Origin of the sequence: Marinibium conchae, from assembly GCF_015595035.1 — a bacterium.
Lineage (GTDB): Bacteria > Pseudomonadota > Gammaproteobacteria > Enterobacterales > Alteromonadaceae > Glaciecola.
Genome location: NZ_JADNRN010000002.1, coordinates 110,623 through 127,589 on the forward strand (window position 1 = coordinate 110,623; position 16,967 = coordinate 127,589).

Below are 16,967 nucleotides of genomic sequence, written 5' to 3' on the forward strand. Positions count from 1 at the left end.
TAACTGTTATGGGTCCATCACTGCACAATTCAAAATCATCAAGCGCGAATGCGCCTAAGAAAGTATCTCTACTAGCATACCCCAATCTTTGTGTGTTCGAGTTTGCCTGTGCGCTTGAGGTTTTTGCGCAGCCGAAAATCGATTTTGACCTTGCACACTACGAAGTATCAGTGTGTAACCAATACGATGGTAAGACGCATGAGCTTACACTTGGCAGTTTAAGTAATGTGAAACAGGTAGGACTCGATGAGCTTGCCGCTGCTGATCTGGTTATATTGCCAGGGTGGAGTGGGGCGCAGGTGAAACCCTCAAAAGTATTAAAGGAAGCACTTACATCTGTTATCGAACAAGGTAAGACTGTCGCCTCGATTTGCTCAGGCGCATTTTTGCTCGGTTATTGCGGAATACTGGATGGCAGAAAAGCGACAACGCATTGGCGCTATATTGACGAGGCTAGACGACTGTTTCCGACGGCGAATTTTGATCGCGACACCTTGTTTTGTGATGACGGGCAAATTCTGACTTCCGCGGGAAGCGCCGCTGGACTGGATCTGTGTCTCTATATTGTTGCTCAACACTTTGGCCAACATGTGGCCAATGCCTATGCTAGGCAGTTGGTGTTTGCGCCCTACCGCGAGGGAGGTCAAGCTCAGTTCGTACCGCCGTCTGCGGCACCTGCGACAAGTTCGCCCAGAGACCGATTCTCCACGTTGCTTAGTACGATTGAACGTGATCTTCAACAAAGCTATACGGTTAAAAAAATGGCCGACCTAGTTAGCATGAGTGAACGTCACTTTATGCGCACATTTAAATCATTGCTTGGCACAACGCCAACAAAATATTTAGCACAATTACGAATTCAGCGGGCCCGCGAGCTTTTGGAAACCACATCTCTACCAATAAAAACAATTGCAAATGAGTGTGGGATGGGCAGTGAAGAAAGTTTGCGACATCACTTCAGGCTTCTATTGAAAACTAGCCCGACTCAGTACCGCGAAACCTTTTCGGATCGACTATAGACGAAGTTCGATTTTTTAATCAGAGCCTAGCTAAAAATTGCAAATGACACTTTTCGTAGTTACCTTTGTTACCAGCGATATTAACACCTGTGTTAGCAGTATTTTGAGCTGGGCTATTGCTCTCTTTGGCAGTCAACTGTAGATAATAATTGAACGTTTGTTGATATTGGACGATAACGTTAATAGAAATAGTATAAAAATGATACTGACTAACCACTATGTCCCGAATATTCTCCAATAAATATCGTCTTCGACTATCGCTGTTTCTGTTGTTTCTAAGCTTTGTATTTTCGGCAGGACTAGTTCACGGTGCTGATTCGTTTCAAGGCAAAACAGAGAAGGAGCTCGAAACACATCTTGAAGTTCTCATGGCTGATTCACAAAAAACGCCACTAGACATTATCGATGAGCTGGATATGTTAATAGCACTCAGTCAAGAGTCTGAATGGCAATCAGCTTATTTATCCGCTGCGACGCTTAAAGTTGAAAAGCTTGCGAGCATCAATAAATTCCCACAAGCAGAGGCTCTGTTAAGCCTCATTTATCCGAATGCGCTTGCAACGGAAAACGAAACTCTGCAAGTTCGACTCGACCTAGTCAAACTCAGAATAATTGAACAAGATGGGCAAACAAAAGCGCTTTATGATCAATTCAATACACTTCTTGATACTGCTAAGCGACTGCCAAATCAGAGATTGGCTGGCAGCGTCTACTTGGCAGTAGGACGAGCACAATCAAAAGTGACTGATTACGCCAATGCATTAGATTCTTTGTTAAAGGCCTACCAAATTGCAGAACGAATTGATGACCTGAGCTTTTTAGATGTCGTTATGAATGCAATCGGCAATGTTAATGTCAGAATGAGGAATTTTGACGATGCGATTCTGTATTATCAACGCTCATTAAAGAACAGCCAATTGAAAGATGCAAAGTATACGCAAATCGTCACATTGTATAATATTGGTCAAGCCCAAACAGGCAATCAAGACTATGAAGGTGCAAGACAATCGTTTAACGAAGGCTTAAAAATTTGCGAGGAAATCGGTGATACGAATAGTGCACCTTGGCTTAGACGAGGTCTGGCAGATTTAGCTATAGCAGAAGGGAATTGGGATCAAGCAATTGATATTTATAAAACTATCCTTCCTGACTTTGAAAAAAGCTCTAGAAAGCAAGCGATATTTAATATCGTAAATGGCCTGTTAACTGCTTATATTGGCATCGGTGATGCTGAATCTGCTAAGACCTTAATGCCACGCAGTGAAAAATTACTGGAATCCTTTCCGGGTCGTGACAATAAGATTAGAGTTAATTTATTAAAAGCAAGGCTAAGTGCTCTGGAAAATAATTTTGAACAAGCCTACGAACTCATCACTGATAATACTGCGCTAATTTATGCTGACCATGAGGAGAAAATTAAGAAAGAAATTAATAAACTGAGCATTCAGCTTGATGTTGAGACACAAAAAAATGAAAATCGGCGCTTGATTCAAAAGGCCGAATTTCAGCAGCTTGTAATTGCTCAAAAAGAAAAGCAAGAATGGTTGTGGGGGCTCATCATTGCTTTGGCCTTAGTCTTACTAATCATTATTGGCTTTGCATTATATCGGCAAATTTTATTGCGAAACGATTTTAAAGCAATGGCACACAGAGACCATCTCACTAAAAGTCCGAATAGACGCGCGATACTTTCTTTTGCAAAACGCAGTTATAAAAGCGTAAGAAAATTGAATAATCCTATTTCTATTTGCTTACTTGATTTAGATAAATTTAAAAATCTAAATGACACTTATGGACATGATCTCGGTGATACTGTTTTAGTTGCTTTCGCAGAGGCATGCAAAAAGTCTCTGAGGCCAGAAGATGGTTATGGCCGCTATGGTGGTGAGGAATGGTTGCTCGTTATCACCAACTCTAATGAAGAAATAGCACAAACGGTTTTAGATAGAATTAAGAGTAACTTTGCAAAAGCCATTATTGAAGGCCTACCAAACCCTCACAATGTTACTTTTAGTGGCGGCGTAGAACAATTTGACGGCAGAAGGCCTGAAAGTCTGGACGCACTTATTGCCTTGGCAGATGAGAAGCTTTATTTAGCGAAGGAAAGTGGTAGAAATAAAATAGTTTATTAATCCACTCTTTGTCATCAAAATGATGGCTGCAAACTCGTTACTTTTGTTTGATCTTTGTAAACTCCTTCAAACCAATGCGTTTAATCTAGTTCAGCAAGGTGAGACGACAATAAAGCACGACACAAGAAAAATAGCGTACAATACATAGTAAGAAGTGTGTTGCCCTAATATGGAAATTTACGATAATGACTGCTTGCCAAGATTCAGAAGCGTTTCCGCCCAAAGTCGGTCCGGCCGACAACGTCATTCTTTTTGACGGTGTTTGTAAGCTCTGCAATGCGTGGAGTAAGTTTATTATCAAGTACGACAAGCAACATGTTTTCAAATTGTGTAGTGTGCAATCGGATGAGGGGAAAGCGATTCTTCGCCATTTTGGTTTTCCCGCCGATTTTTACGAAACGATGCTTTATGTGCAAGGCAAAAAACACTTCCAGCAAAGTGATGCCTTCTTTGAAGTGATGGCAAAACTGGGTTACCCCTTTAAAGCAATTTGTATTTTTCGAATCCTACCTACGGGTTTTCGGAATTGGATGTACGACCGCATTGCTTTGAATCGATATCGTTTGTTTGGCAAATATGAGTATTGTGTTTTACCATCACCTGACCATGAGGCGCGCTTCCTTGACGCAGAAAAATAAGCTCGCTCATATCTCTACTGTTAGCAGACTATTACTAGGTTTTTTGTTTATTTATCATGGTCTAGTACCCAAAATTTTGTGGTTGAGCGAAGTTGAAATCCACTTAGTCGAAATTAGTGGTGCAGGTATACCAGCCTCTATAGCTTCACCATTGGCTGGCGTTGCTGAAATACTATTAGGCTTTTCAATCATACTGTGGCGACAGTCCCTAATTCCTATCTATGTGGCCGCAGGCCTCTTAGTTGCCCTGTTACTTTATGTTTGTATTGCAAGTCCAAGCTATCTGATCGAGGCATTTAACCCAGTTACTACAAATATGCTGGGGCTCGGCTTTTGTTATTTGATATTGAATACTCAAGAGAAGCGACAGAGCGACTAGCTCTTTTTGCTTTTATTTCCTTTCTCAACCTTACTACGCCCGTTACTTGTGTTCATTTTTTAGCCAATGTATATTTAAGTCATCGCTTCTGCTGCAATTAACGCACGCGTTATAGCTCATCAAAATCTAAGGAAAGCCAATGACTGTTCAAAGTGTAGAAATCGTTAATGAGATGAATACGCCCATATGGGTTGTGATAGCTGAGAACCAGTCTCACGTTATTGGCACCAAAACCCATACCATTGCGGAAACAGAATTTGAACAATATTATCGTTTCATGATCAGTGGGAACGTAAAAAGCCCTATTCCTGAAATTCCGATAGATGTTGGCTATAAGGCAGAGTCAGAATACAAATCAAAGTTGCGAGCATACTACGAAAGCCATCAAGAGGTGAGCTACGAATGGAGTGGGTTCATCGTGGCAGGCGAACTTGAGATAGCCGCTAATTCTCGAAATACTTTTGCCCGAAAGGGTGATGAAGGAATTTACTATATATCCATTCGTACCAATAAAGTGAGTGCTATTGCTGATGCTGTTCCGCGTTCAGAAGCATCCATTACGGTGGATGAGTCTGGCCATATATCCGACCCAGAACCCGCTCCACCGGTGAGAGAGAAAATCACACCTGGGGTGAAAGTGTGGCTTAAACACGCAAAAACGGTGGTTGGCGACCCTCAAACTCACCTGAATTGGCCATGTGCCACCATCGGTAATACAGGCGGCGCAGGTCATAAAATATGGGCTTGGTCAGGTAAAAAACTAAGTAATAATATGCTTGTTAGAATAGAGACTTGCGATCGCACTGTTGCCACAAAAGGCTATCATTTCATGTATAGCAGCGATATTGGCAACGTTTATTATGATAAAAAACGAGATAACCGAAAGCAGCAATGGAAAATTCTTAAAACCAATGCTAAAAACAATAGCAAAGGCGATGACTTATGTTTCGGCGATACCGTAAAGATAGCCAGTGGCAAATGGTCGAAGGCGAATCTGGGTATTAATGGCAAGTGGTTACAGTGTGTAAACGACGACAAAACTCTATGGCTTCTATCCAAGACGCCCTAGTATGAGTGCGCGCTGTTAAACATAGTTGCCGCGTCCACTTACTCATCACAATATCATGCGTGTACATAGAGTAACTGCCGTTGAAGTCGTGGATGATGTTAGTTTTTTGTCTGATAGCTTTCAACTCCTACCTATTGCATACTGATAATTCATGAAGCAAAAACGGACTGACGCCATGGCGGGTAATGACGCTTTCTATAAAAGTAATAACAATGTTAGCGAGTTAAACGCTCAGTACCTATCGGTAAAAGCGGAGGATGTTCACGAAATGTGGCTTTCTTCTATTCCTAGTCTAAATGCTAAAGAAGGCTCGCTGAATGCTCTCGATGTTGGTACTGGTGTTGGCCGAGACGCAGCGTATCTGGCTGATGTGGGTTATAGCGTTGTTGCAGTTGATAAATCAAAGCCAATGTTAGACCAAGCTAGGCAAAACTTTCCGAGTTATTCGATAAGGTGGTTAGAGGATTCCTTGCCGGCGTTGAGCGAAGTGAGAAAGTTCGGTATTAAGTTTGATGTTATTCTGCTCAGTGCAGTATGGATGCACATTCCACTTTCTGAGCGACGAAAGTGCATTCGTATACTCAGTGCGCTGCTTGCATCAAAAGGGAAAATTGTCTTCACCTTGCGCCATGGTGTCTTTAAAGATGGCAGAATAGCTTACCCTGTGTCGATTGACGAGTTGAGGCAGTTGAGCCGCGAGTATGGTTTAATTTTTAGCCTGCCTCCTCAAGCATTGCTGCAAAAATCTCACGCAGATAAGTTAAATCGCAAAGATGTGAGTTGGGAAACCGTGATACTCAGTCTGCCCGACGATGGCACCGGTGCGTTTCCGTTGTTGCGGAATATTGTGATTAACGATGCTAAAGCGGCAACTTACAAAGTGGCCCTACTTCGTTCTATCTTGCGCATTGCTGAAGGGCATTCAGGTGCTGTTATTCATTCAAAGTCAACAAGCTCGATGGTGGCCATTCCATTGGGCTTAGTGGCAATGTATTGGTTAAAGTTATTCAAGCCCCTCATTGATAATTTCAATATGCCGCAAAACTCAAACCCTAATAAAGGATTGGGTTTCGTAAAGGAGTCAGGTTGGATACAACTTAGCGCTCTTACAAATAATGATATTTTTGTGGGGGCGTTGTACACACATAATCACAAAGCTGTTCATGCTACGTTATTGGACATCAGCAGCACAATAAAAAATATGCCTGCCAAATACATTACACTGCCGGGCTCCGACAAATGTGTTTTTGAAGTAGAGCGTTCGCGAAGCAAGGCTCCTGAGCATAGCCTTCTACTAGATAATAGTTATTTGATGGGCTTAGGGACTTTCTATGTTCCAAGAGATATATGGCGAACACTTGGCGATTACAGTTGTTGGATTGAACCAGCTCTAGTTAATGAATGGGTTAGGGTGATGCAGGGCTTTGAGGGGAAAACAGGCCGCCCTTTCAGTTTGAATGATTATCATCAAGCACTGAGATGGGAGGATAAAACGCGCTCAACCGACAAAGTGAAGCAACGCGTCTCCGTATTGCAAAAAGAACAGGGTGTTGTGTGTACGTGGAGCAAAAGCAAACTGCATAAACACTTCGATATTGACCATACTTTTCCGTTCGCGCGTTGGCCAAATAACGATTTGTGGAACCTAGTGCCGACAAAACCAACCATTAATCGGAATAAGTCAGACAAACTAATTACAGAAGCGCGCCTGCTAGATTCAAAGGACGAAGTGATGTATTTTTGGCAACAGGCATGGAAAACCGACCAAGCAATGTTTTTTACACAAGCGAATATGGCCTTACCTGAATTAGGTACGCAAAATACTGATTTTGATTCTGTCTTTGAAGCAATGCTAGCGCAGCGAAGCAGAATAAAAGAAACTCAGCAGCTGGCAGATTGGGGATAAATGATTTAGAGTTTCCAACTGTTACCTACTCATATAAACAAAACTCATCAATCAACGACGAAGGTCTAGCTGAGGTTCACGATATTTTTTGTTTTCACAAAACTGAGTTAGCATAGCAATATGAACTTCCCACACTTCACTAAACAGTTTGTTATTGCCAAATACGGCTTCGGCTTGCTAATTTCACCCGATATGGAAATCACGCGCATTCCAATGCTATATTAAGTTCAAAACAATGATGGCGTAATAATGGTCATTTAGAGAGAGCTAACCCGCAATAAACAACCTTGATGGTACGCGTGTATCGGTTGTTTATAGTGGGGCCCATGCTTATATATCGCTAAGGTGGAATGAAGGTTGAATTTTGAAAAGGGTAAATTATGAATTGTACAAGTTGTAAAAAAGGGTTGTTACAGCCAAGTTTCATCGATGGACTCTTTCGAGCACACACCTGCAATAATTGTGGTGGAAATTGGATACTAGTTGAAGACTTTGTTACCTGGAAAGAGAAGAACCCAGAGCATGAATTTGAAGAATGCTCTGAATGGTCAGAGGAAGATACCGCAGATACTACGTCCGCGCTTCTTTGTCCAATTACTGGCTCTATTATGCGTAAGTTTAAGGTGTCTGCTAAAACAAGCCATCGTATTGATTATAGCAATGCGGTTGGCGGTATCTGGTTAGACAGTGGTGAATGGGAGTTGTTAAAAGCCGAGGGCATAGCTGGCACGCTAAACAATGTTCTGACTCAAAGTTGGCAAAACAAAATACGTGAAAAGAGCAGTACTAATAATTTTGCTGACATTTATGAGAGCAAATTTGGTGAAGATAACTATGCAAAAGTAAAAGAGATAAGAGAGTGGTTGAATTCGCAACCTCAAAAGTCAGACCTTCGCTCTTATTTGTTAGCTGAAAATCCGTATTCTGCTTCTGAATAAAATGCGGACATGCTAGAGCATGTAGCACATTCCGATATCATTGCGCTTGATAGTTCCAGCTATTGAGTTGGAAGCTAGGTATTGTGCAGGTATTGCTTAGCTAGGGAAGAAAGGTACCCCCTCCCTTTGGATTTCGATGCCAGTGATTTTGCAGCGCTAATTAACACCTCACATGCCCTTTCAAAAGGGAGGGCATGTTACCCCAATTGGCTAGGTCAATTTTTAATATGAATAAAACTCATCAATCAATGAAATAAAACCATTTTTATTCATCGTATCTACTCGGTAGTCTTGCATTCACCTTAGCGCCGAGTGCTTCAATCTTTGATGTTTCAACAACTACTCGGCATTCAATCGGAATATAGAACATGAGCACAGCCACTACCGAGTTTACTTATAAGATAAAAAGCGCATGTTTGAATGAGCACTATCAACCTTCAGACAATACCCGCATCACCACTAATTTCGCGAATTTGGCCAGAGGTCAGCATCGCCAGCAGAACCTGCGCAATGCACTGAAAATGATTGATAATCGGTTTAATGCTTTAGCGTCGTGGGACAATCCAAACGCAGACCGTTATTCTGTTGAGCTAAACATCATCTCGGTTGATATTGCAGTATCTGCACACAGTGAGGCTTTTCCTTCTATCGAAGTGTTGCAAACGAGCATTATCGACCACCAATCTAAACAACGAATTAACGGTATTGTCGGGAATAACTTTTCGTCTTATCTGCGCGATTACGATTTTAGTATTTTGTTGTTTGCACATAATAAAGCGCAAAAGCAATTCAGTGTGCCTAATAACTTTGGTGAGCTACACGGTAGAATTTTCAAACACTTCGTTAATTCAGATGCTTACAAGCAAAAATTTCAGAAGAAACCGGTTATTTGTCTGAGTGTATCCGACACTAAAGTATATCAGCGGCTAGAAAATCAGCACCCAGTACTTGGTTTTGAATATTGTGCTAATGAATCCTCATTAACTGAGCAATATTTTAAAAAAATGGGCCTGCAGGTACGCTACTTTATGCCCGCCAACAGTGTTGCGCCTCTCGCCTTCTACTTTTTTGGTGATCTGCTAAACGACTACAGCAACTTAGAGCTGATAAGCACCATCAGCACCATGGAAACCTTTCAAAAGATATATCGCCCAGAAATTTACAACGCAAATGCACCTGCAGGGAATCGCTATCAGCCGAATTTGAAAAACAAAGATCATTCGCTCACTCAAATCGTGTACGACCGAGAAGAGCGCAGCAGGCTCGCAATAGAGCAGGGCAAGTTTGCTGAACAACACTTTATTAAACCTTATGCCTCTTTACTTCAGGAGTGGTCGATATGACTATTTTGCTACCTACATCTACCGCTGGCAGCTTGCCTAAACCATCATGGCTTGCTGAACCTGAAACGCTATGGTCGCCATGGAAGCTGGCTGGAAACGATCTGCTGAAGGGAAAGCAGAACGCATTGCTTGCAGCTTTGCAGGATCAGCAAGAAGCAAATATCACCATAGTGAGTGACGGCGAGCAAACTAGGCAGCACTTCGTAACCACTTTTATTGAGCACCTAGAAGGCGTGAATTTTGAGAAGCGTAAAACCGTTAAAATTCGCGATCGTTATGATGCTAGTGTGCCTTCTGTCATTGGCCCAGTATCGAGGAAAAAGCCCATATTTGTTGAAGACGCTAAGTTTCTCAGACAACAAACCACTCAAGCGATTAAGTGGGCATTGCCTGGCCCACTCACGATGATAGATACTCTCTATGACGAGTTCTATCAAAGTCGTAAGGAACTAGCGTGGGAGTTTGCAAAAATTCTAAATCAGGAAGCGAAAGATCTTGAAGCCGCTGGCGTCGACATTATTCAGTTTGATGAACCGGCATTTAACGTTTTCTTCGATGAGGTAAATGACTGGGGAATTGCTTGCTTAGAAAGGGCAATCGAAGGGCTCAAATGTGAAACTGCGGTGCATATTTGTTATGGCTATGGCATCAAAGCCAACACTGACTGGAAGCAGTCTTTGGGCGGTGAGTGGCGGCAGTACGAAGCCATATTTCCAAAGCTTAGAGAATCAAATATCGATATCATTTCTCTAGAGTGTCACAACTCTCATGTGCCGCTTGAATTACTTGAACTGATCCGAGGTAAAAAGGTAATGGTCGGAGCTATTGATGTGGCGAGTACTGCGATTGAAACACCTCAAGAGGTAGCCGCTACCTTGCGAAATGCGCTACAGTACGTTGACAGCGACAAATTGTATCCTTGCACTAACTGCGGTATGGCACCGCTACCCTCGGCACTAGCGAATGCCAAACTTGCTGCACTGTCGGCAGGTGCAGAAATAGTGCGCAAGGAGCTAGAAACACGCTAATATGCTTTTCAGGTTAGCTTAAGGCACCCAAATATATGTTGGAACGGATCCACTTAGAAATTCTCACAGCGATTAAGGAGCACGGCACGCTTACCAAAGCCGCTGATGCTCTATATCTCTCGCAATCAGCGCTCAGCCACAGCATTAAAAAGCTAGAAGGGCTTCTTGCTACGCCGATTTGGGTAAAAGAGGGGAGGACTTTACGCCTAACCGATGCAGGCCAGCGTATTCAAAGCCTTGCTAACAGAGTGTTACCACAATTCAAATACACCGAATTGCAGCTTCAGCAAATTGCTAAGGGAGAAATGGGCTCGTTGCGAATTGGTATGGAATGTCATCCCTGCTACCAATGGTTACTTCAAGTAATGCAGCCCTACTTAGCACAGTGGCCAGATATTGATATGGATGTTAAGCAAGCATTTCAGTTTGGTGCATTGGGTGCTTTGTTAAGTTATGAGATTGATGTGCTTATTACACCCGACCCACTGTATAAACCACAAATAGACTACATTCCGGTATTTGACTATGAGCACAGGTTAGTTGTTTCAGACACTCATCACCTGGCACAGCAGGATTACGCGGTACCAGAGCAGTTAGCAAATGAGGTATTGTTCAGCTATCCGGTTGAACCGCTTAGATTAGATATTTTCAGTCAGTTTTTGAATCCAGCAAAGTGTAGCGTTAAGAAGCATAAAGTGATAGAAACTACCGAAATCATGCTGCAAATGGTGGCTGCGGGTAGAGGCATTTGCGCGCTTCCTGGTTGGTTGGTAGACGAATATGCCAAATCAATGCCCATAAAGAGTGTTCGCTTTGGAGAGTTGGGTATTCAAAAACAAATCTTTGTGGGTATTCGTAAAAGCGAACAAGACATTGATTACTTATCCGGCTTCATTGAGCAAGCAAAAAAGGCTAGGCCAAGTACCTAGCCCAAGAACCCAGCGCTGAGCCTGTGAAGCTAATAGAACTGCATCCCAAAAATCATAAAACCATTCCAAAAAAACGAGCTTTATCGGCAGCTGTTGTTCAACTAAGCTGATACAAACTATTCTATCCACAAGGCAACACATGAAAGCATCACATCTACGCACAGGCGCTTTGGCATTGAGCTTCTCCATGCTATGGGCTTGCTCTGGGCAAAACGACACTGAGGCGCAAGCTCAACAGCGGCTTGAGCCTGTTGTTGATCAATCCGCAACAAAAATTACCAAATTCAAAGCCTACACTCAGCGTTATACAGAAGACACCGTACTCACACAAAATCATGCTACTGGCCATGTTGGGGAGTTTTTCTTTACGCATTGGAAAGATGGTGGCACCACAACGCTCGATTTGAAAATCAACGGCGAGTTCAGCGTCGAGTGGACTGAAGGCGGCTACAATTATGTTGGTGGGCCAGGTTGGCACTATGGTGATGAAAATCGTGTGATTGCTTATCGCTTTGATGCAGACAGTGGCGCTAACTACATCACTTTATATGGTTGGGGTTATGATAAAGACATGCCAAAAGATGACCCCGCCCACTTGGTTGAATATTACATATTGCAGCGTTGGATAACCGACCCAACTAATAATGGCGATGCTGGTATTAGCTTTGAGAGCAATGGTGTTGAGTATATTACTTACCGTACCATCCGCGAAGAGAAGCCTTCAATTAATAGTACCTCTACTTTTTATCAATATTGGAGCAAGCCGTTAACTCAGCGAGAGTTAGGGAAAGAATATCAGATTGTGTTTGCTGATCATGTAAAGGCATGGGAGCAATCAGGTTGGATATTGCCTGATATGAACAACTTCGATGCTAGCGACGATCCTACATATCAAGTTATGGCAGTCGAAGTATTTAACCCCGCTTATGATGGTGTTGGTGCTGGCAAGGTATGGGATGCTGGAATAAAGTAATAGCAACAAGGTTGAAGGCACTGTTGGGCCTTCAACCTGTGTTTGTCGGCGTTATTCGCTGTCCTTTCAGACTTTATAGCATAGTAGCGAATACTCATCTGGCAATAACATAAGGCAATAACACTAGGCTATCGCAACTTAACAGCCCATTTCTCTTGTCATACCGCCTAGGCGTCTTTCAACAGAGCGTTCGATATAACTCGGCATCGCAGGCAATAAATTTAAGCCTGTACGACTTTCGATTTCATCTATGGTCACTTCTGTTCGACAAAAATCATCGCGACGACCAGCATCTTGTTCCATAATGAAGCCAGATGCCTCTATCCAGCCAGTGTTAGAAATTGTCATGACTACCTTGAAGTAACCCGAGGGAACGGTGTGGCGCTCGTTCGCTCTGGGTAAATTAGCAAAAAAGTACTCATATAATGGGCCGGTAATCACGTATACCGATTCGCCTGTTCTTACGTGGGCACGCACCGCATTTTCTAATCTCACCCACGGGCCCTGATTAAGATTTGAGGCTTGCGGTGTGATATTCGACAAATAATTCGTTTGCGACCAGTCGGCTGTATTACTAAAGCTGGCGAGTGGCACTTGGTGACCGCGGTCGGTGCGAATAACAGCATTAGCATCCCTGTAATCGTCGGGCTCAAGGGTGTAACGACTGCTGATAGCCGGATCGGCGCGCCAGCTTCTTGAGCGACTAGGGCCGTCGATAGTGTTAGGAGTTACTTTATAAGCAACCCAATCAGTCAGTTTGGTAGAGCGATTACTGCTCATTTTATATATGCTGCGCTCAATCACATCATTGTTTGATGGTGCGCCTGTTGGGCAGCCGAGTGTGCTGCAGTGGGTGTTTGCGAACGCAGAAAAAGCGCTCACCGAAAGCACCAATGCTATTAGTTTTTTCATAATCATCCTGTCGAGTACGTTTATAGTTTTTATTGTTGTACTGACAACACAGATGACTACTTAAACAGATGCCAATACCTGTACCATAGTACAGGTTTTTTATGACAAAAAAGTTACGTCATTAGTCTATATTTTATACGAATCTAAATTGGGCTGCGTAAGCTTCCTGCGGCTTTTCTATGGTGAAGTTTGTTGACGTTCCTTTCAGATAGGAGTTGGGACCTGCGAACACAGTGAAGATTCCCGTCTCCACACATGACTGCAAATTCGGGCCTATATAGGCGAGTTTTTCTGCGGTAATCGTGAACGATAATGTAAGGCTTTTACCCGCTGGAATAGTAACTTGTTGAAAGTCTTTAAGCTCCATAAAGGGGCGGGCAACTTTTGAAACTTCGTCGCGAATATATAGCTGAACCGTTTCTACCCCATCAACCGCAGAGCTATTTTCAACTGTGACAGACAATTCAATGCTGCCATCTTTTGTCATTGAAGTGGCTGATAGGGTAGGCGCTGAATAAACGAACTCAGAGTAACTTAAGCCGTAGCCGAATGGATATAAAGGCTCAGACTGCACGTCTCGGTAGGTGGTGGTATAGCGTAAGTCTTTTTCACCTGCATCGAAGCTATGACTGGTGCGTTTGTAGTTATAGAAAATAGGCACTTGGCCTTGATGATATGGAAAAGTAACAGGTAGGCGGCCCGCTGGGTTGTAGTTGCCAAAAAGTATATCGGCAACCGCTTTCCCGCCCATCGTTCCTGGCATCCAAGCTTGTAGTAAAGCGGTCGATTTGCTGGCCACATTCGTTAGCACATACGGACGACCTGATACAATAACACTGACTACGGGTGTAAGGCTTGCGCTAATGGCTTCAACTAGTTGCTCTTGTAGGCCAGGCAAATGAAGCGACGCAGTGCCGCCACCTTCACCACTCATCCAATGCTCTTCGCCTAGCACGAGTATCGCAACATCTGCTGCCGCGGCAGTCTTCACTGCTTCGGTAATAAACTCTTCTCCCACCTTATCGAACTTGCTAATACTCACGCCTTGAGAAAAGGTGACTTCAATATCGAATCCGGAACACTCTGCTGCTATTGCGTCAAAAATATTTTGCGTATCTTCGCCCTTGCCCATGGCAAACCACCAACCATTTAAATCTTCCTGAGCTTTTGCAAAGGGCCCGATAACAGCAACTTTTTTGAGTTTTTCATCGCTTTTATCAAGCGGTAGCAGCGCAGCTTTATTCTCAAGCAGTACCATGCTTTTGCGCGCTATTGCTAGTGCAGTGTCTTTGCTTTCCTGCGATAGTAAAGTGGCTTTTTCGCGGGCTTCATCGAAGTATAAGAAGGGGGCGTCTAATAAACCTACTTGTTGTTTTAAACGCAATACTCGACGAACGCTTTCGTCTATCAAGGCCTCATCAACCGTGCCCGATGCAACCAGCTCGGCTAAGTTGTCGATATAGGCATTTGAGGTCATGTCCATATCAACCGAATTCTCAATAGCCATTTGTGTTGCTTCACGGATATTTTCAGCAGCACCGATTTTTAGTAGGTTGGGTATGGTCTCCCAATCAGTCATAATCAAGCCTTTGAAGCCAAGCTCATCCTTTAACACCTTTTGCACCAAAAACTGGTTGGCTGTTAGCGCAGTGCCATCATAAGCAGTGTAAGCGAGCATCACACTCGATACGCCAGCATCAACAGCGGCTTGAAATGGCGGTAAGTGTATTTCGCGAAGCTCTCGTTCTGATATGTCTTGAATATTGTAATCACGCCCTGCTAGCGAAGCGCCATAGCCAGCAAAATGCTTGACTGTGGCTAGAACGCGTTCTTCTTGTTTATCATTTGCTTGTTGAAAACCGCGTACGCGTTTCTCAGAAATTAGCGCACCGAGGTAAGGATCTTCGCCTGCGCCTTCGAGTATGCGACCCCAGCGAGGATCGCGACTGATATCAACCATAGGTGCATAAGTTAGGTGGATACCAGCGGCAGCCGCCTCTTTTGCTGCCACCGCTGCGGCTTGTTCAATTAGCTCTAAATCCCATGATGCTGCTTCAGCGAGCGGTACTGGTGTGATGGTTTTATAACCGTGAATCACATCTTCTTGAAAGAGAATGGGAACTACGCCATTGTTCACCGCGATTTCTTGAAGCTCTTTATTCTGTTTTGCACCGTTAGACTTTAAAACGCTGCCGACTTTTCCCTGTGCGATAAGCTCACGTTGCTCGTCAGTGACTTCGCCTTCGATAGGAATAAGGTTGAGTTGACCAATTTTCTGCTCAAGGCTAAGCGTAGCAAGCACTTCTTCAATTTGTTTTTCATTAGTATGGTTTACGCGCTGATAACTCATGCTTTCGCCTCAAAATATGGATGGATACCTTCGATACGCTATCACGGCTAAAAAACAGAAAACATAATAAAAACTCGTAAAGGCATTCAGAAAAATGACTAAGTGCAAACTTTCAAGCACGATAGCCTTTCTTATCATTTTCGCCAAGTATTGCTAAGCATTCCTATACTCAAAATACCCTGTAAAAATTACAAAAATAACATGTCGAAGTGCTTGTAATAGAAATTTTATTTAATAAAAACAATTAACTAGCTGCTGGCTTGTTACTTGCTATCTCCTAATCACTCATCTAAAAGACAATTCTAATAACTGGAGTACATGGTGGAATTTGAAATAGTGAATCAGTTTTGGGAGCTTATCCACGGCAAAATAGAATCGTGGATTGAAGCAGCGATTAAACACCTGCCAAATATGGTTGTGGCGCTGATAATAGTCATGATATTTGCGGTAATCGCCCGAATCGCATCGCGTATCGTGTCTAACATACTGCATCGCCTATTCGAGTCGAAACAAATAGCGGATTTATTGAGTGCAATATTCAAAGTTATTGTTTTTATCGCTGGTGTTTTCATTGCATTAGAGTTTCTCGGGCTTACAGGTACGGTTACATCACTTCTTGCTGGTGCGGGTATCATCGGGCTGGCCATCGGTTTTGCCTTTCAAGACATGACCGAAAATTTGATTGCAGGTATTGCGATGGGTATTCGTAAACCTTTTCAAATTGACGATGTGGTGAAAGCAAATGGTGTATTTGGAACGGTGAAAGCGATTAATTTACGAAACACAATAGTTGAAACCTTCCATGGTCAGCTAGAAATTGTGCCCAACAAAATTTTATTTAGGAATATCGTCACCAACTTTTCCACTCTTGGCAGACGCCGGATAGAAATCCCTGTAGGCATCTCGTACGCCGACGATGTGATGCAAGCAGAACAAGTAATCGTAGACGCAATTAATGAGCAGCCGTTCGTGATTGACCATGACGAGACTGCCGTTTATGCCGAAAGCTTTGGCGACAGTTCGGTCAATCTTTTGGTTTGGTTTTGGATAGATTATCCCGGCGAACCGGGCTTTATGGAGGCTCGCCACGGTGCAGTTCATACCATCCATCAAGCGTTGGCACAAAATGACATTCTCATTCCTTTCCCAATACGAACATTGGATTTTGGGGCGAAAGGGGGAGAAAAGCTCAATACCATGCTGTCGAAGCCTCAATCTAGTGTAAGTAACGCAAACTAAGTAAACTGAATAGCGCTGATATCAAGCTCAGCGCTATTTGATCCTAAGCTTCTGTTTTATGGTAAATAATCGTGGTTGCCAGTGGACCAAAAATGCACCTAAATTGCCAATT

General features: G+C 43.1%; 14 protein-coding genes. 12 read left to right on the plus strand and 2 right to left on the minus strand.

What is annotated here, in order from left to right; genetic code table 11:
* Positions 1–8: 8 nt before the first annotated feature.
* From ISG33_RS08350 to ISG33_RS08400, 11 genes are all read left to right on the plus strand, one after another.
* Entirely contained in the window at positions 9–1,019 is a 1,011-nt protein-coding gene (locus ISG33_RS08350) for a helix-turn-helix domain-containing protein (protein WP_195733157.1), read from the plus strand.
* Between the two features lie 368 nt (positions 1,020–1,387).
* Complete coding sequence (locus tag ISG33_RS08355; protein WP_195733158.1) at positions 1,388–3,151, plus strand: tetratricopeptide repeat-containing diguanylate cyclase; 1,764 nt, start codon at positions 1,388–1,390, stop codon at positions 3,149–3,151.
* Between the two features lie 185 nt (positions 3,152–3,336).
* Positions 3,337–3,789 carry a thiol-disulfide oxidoreductase DCC family protein gene (locus tag ISG33_RS08360; protein WP_195733159.1) on the plus strand — a complete coding sequence of 151 codons (453 nt, stop codon included), beginning with the start codon at positions 3,337–3,339 and terminating at the stop codon, positions 3,787–3,789.
* The gene (locus tag ISG33_RS08365; RefSeq protein ID WP_195733160.1) at positions 3,773–4,168 is read left to right on the plus strand and encodes a DoxX-like family protein; all 396 of its coding nucleotides are present in this window, start codon (positions 3,773–3,775) and stop codon (positions 4,166–4,168) included. The genes ISG33_RS08360 and ISG33_RS08365 overlap by 17 nt, the downstream gene beginning before the upstream one ends.
* Positions 4,169–4,307: 139 nt before the next feature.
* On the plus strand, positions 4,308–5,237 hold the full coding sequence (locus ISG33_RS08370) for a hypothetical protein (RefSeq protein WP_195733161.1): 930 nt from the start codon (positions 4,308–4,310) through the stop codon (positions 5,235–5,237).
* A 151-nt stretch (positions 5,238–5,388) separates the two neighbouring features.
* The gene (locus ISG33_RS08375) at positions 5,389–7,143 is read left to right on the plus strand and encodes a class I SAM-dependent methyltransferase (RefSeq protein ID WP_229333508.1); all 1,755 of its coding nucleotides are present in this window, start codon (positions 5,389–5,391) and stop codon (positions 7,141–7,143) included.
* Between the two features lie 380 nt (positions 7,144–7,523).
* Positions 7,524–8,081: a TFIIB-type zinc ribbon-containing protein gene (locus tag ISG33_RS08380; RefSeq protein WP_195733162.1), complete on the plus strand. Its 558-nt coding sequence runs from the start codon at positions 7,524–7,526 to the stop codon at positions 8,079–8,081.
* 368 nt (positions 8,082–8,449) lie between these two features.
* Entirely contained in the window at positions 8,450–9,424 is a 975-nt protein-coding gene (locus ISG33_RS08385; RefSeq protein WP_195733163.1) for a DUF1852 domain-containing protein, read from the plus strand.
* The gene (locus tag ISG33_RS08390) at positions 9,421–10,452 is read left to right on the plus strand and encodes a methionine synthase (protein WP_195733164.1); all 1,032 of its coding nucleotides are present in this window, start codon (positions 9,421–9,423) and stop codon (positions 10,450–10,452) included. The genes ISG33_RS08385 and ISG33_RS08390 overlap by 4 nt, the downstream gene beginning before the upstream one ends.
* Positions 10,453–10,487: 35 nt before the next feature.
* Positions 10,488–11,381: a LysR family transcriptional regulator gene (locus tag ISG33_RS08395; RefSeq protein ID WP_195733165.1), complete on the plus strand. Its 894-nt coding sequence runs from the start codon at positions 10,488–10,490 to the stop codon at positions 11,379–11,381.
* 139 nt (positions 11,382–11,520) lie between these two features.
* Positions 11,521–12,354 carry a glycoside hydrolase family 11 protein gene (locus ISG33_RS08400; protein WP_229333509.1) on the plus strand — a complete coding sequence of 278 codons (834 nt, stop codon included), beginning with the start codon at positions 11,521–11,523 and terminating at the stop codon, positions 12,352–12,354.
* Positions 12,355–12,492: 138 nt separating this feature from the next.
* Here the strand turns inward: ISG33_RS08400 and ISG33_RS08405 are convergent, their stop codons facing one another.
* Both ISG33_RS08405 and ISG33_RS08410 read right to left on the minus strand, forming a co-directional pair.
* Positions 12,493–13,266 (minus strand): DNA/RNA non-specific endonuclease, encoded by a 774-nt coding sequence (locus ISG33_RS08405; protein ID WP_195733166.1) that lies wholly within the window; start codon positions 13,264–13,266, stop codon positions 12,493–12,495.
* Between the two features lie 133 nt (positions 13,267–13,399).
* On the minus strand, positions 13,400–15,616 hold the full coding sequence (locus ISG33_RS08410) for a glycoside hydrolase family 3 N-terminal domain-containing protein (RefSeq protein ID WP_195733167.1): 2,217 nt from the start codon (positions 15,614–15,616) through the stop codon (positions 13,400–13,402).
* 321 nt (positions 15,617–15,937) lie between these two features.
* On the opposite strand from ISG33_RS08410, the gene ISG33_RS08415 reads away from it, so the two are divergent.
* A complete protein-coding gene (locus tag ISG33_RS08415) occupies positions 15,938–16,855 on the plus strand; it encodes a mechanosensitive ion channel family protein (protein WP_195733746.1) in 918 nt (305 codons plus the stop codon).
* The last annotated feature ends 112 nt before the right edge of the window (positions 16,856–16,967 follow it).

Coding starts and splice junctions, on each gene's coding strand:
- ISG33_RS08350 (WP_195733157.1), top strand. CDS start 9: ATGGGTCCATCACTGCACAATTCAAAATCATCAAGCGCGAATGCGCCT.
- ISG33_RS08355 (WP_195733158.1), top strand. CDS start 1,388: ATGGCTGATTCACAAAAAACGCCACTAGACATTATCGATGAGCTGGAT.
- ISG33_RS08360 (WP_195733159.1), top strand. CDS start 3,337: ATGACTGCTTGCCAAGATTCAGAAGCGTTTCCGCCCAAAGTCGGTCCG.
- ISG33_RS08370 (WP_195733161.1), top strand. CDS start 4,308: ATGACTGTTCAAAGTGTAGAAATCGTTAATGAGATGAATACGCCCATA.
- ISG33_RS08375 (WP_229333508.1), top strand. CDS start 5,389: ATGAAGCAAAAACGGACTGACGCCATGGCGGGTAATGACGCTTTCTAT.
- ISG33_RS08380 (WP_195733162.1), top strand. CDS start 7,524: ATGAATTGTACAAGTTGTAAAAAAGGGTTGTTACAGCCAAGTTTCATC.
- ISG33_RS08385 (WP_195733163.1), top strand. CDS start 8,450: ATGAGCACAGCCACTACCGAGTTTACTTATAAGATAAAAAGCGCATGT.
- ISG33_RS08390 (WP_195733164.1), top strand. CDS start 9,421: ATGACTATTTTGCTACCTACATCTACCGCTGGCAGCTTGCCTAAACCA.
- ISG33_RS08395 (WP_195733165.1), top strand. CDS start 10,488: ATGTTGGAACGGATCCACTTAGAAATTCTCACAGCGATTAAGGAGCAC.
- ISG33_RS08400 (WP_229333509.1), top strand. CDS start 11,521: ATGAAAGCATCACATCTACGCACAGGCGCTTTGGCATTGAGCTTCTCC.
- ISG33_RS08405 (WP_195733166.1), bottom strand. CDS start 13,266: ATGAAAAAACTAATAGCATTGGTGCTTTCGGTGAGCGCTTTTTCTGCG.
- ISG33_RS08410 (WP_195733167.1), bottom strand. CDS start 15,616: ATGAGTTATCAGCGCGTAAACCATACTAATGAAAAACAAATTGAAGAA.